At 50.5% G+C, this 400-nt stretch carries 1 protein-coding gene; it reads right to left on the bottom strand.

Going from position 1 to position 400, the window contains the following annotated elements; translation table 11 throughout:
* On the bottom strand, positions 1–301 hold a 301-nt coding region (locus AC1RO3_RS08750), incomplete at its 3' end, for a hypothetical protein (protein ID WP_481764041.1).
* Positions 302–400 lie beyond the last annotated feature (99 nt).

Genomic DNA, 400 nt, shown 5'->3' with positions numbered 1-400 from the left:
ACACGCCAAGAAATCGACGCCCCGCAACCTCGAACTCACGTTTGTAGAAAAGCGATTTGGGCGTGAAATTCGAGACAGACGCAGAAATTTCCCAAAACCACTCATTAAGTTCACGCCTTTCATCGATAGTTTCAGTTTCGACCAAAAGTTCTTTTCGGTCCCAAACCTCGACATCATGCTCTTCCATCACGATCTTCGCGCTATGCGTAAGTGCCAAAGGCAAAAACGATTCGGATACAAGACGCTGCGTAACGCGCTTCTCTATGCGTGGCACAAGGCCCCGAGCCTCGATCAGTTTCATTTGCCTGCGTTCACGTGTTCGAAGTTGACAGACTCCGAATAGTAGCCGTTACTTTGGCCCAGCCATCGGATATCCACGTAGCCTCGGATGGTCGCGAGC

This window comes from Dellaglioa sp. CoH-57-MRSF-19, assembly GCF_056781975.1.
The sequence above is the reverse complement of the archived record's forward strand: the minus strand, read 5'-3'. Positions and strand labels throughout refer to the sequence as shown.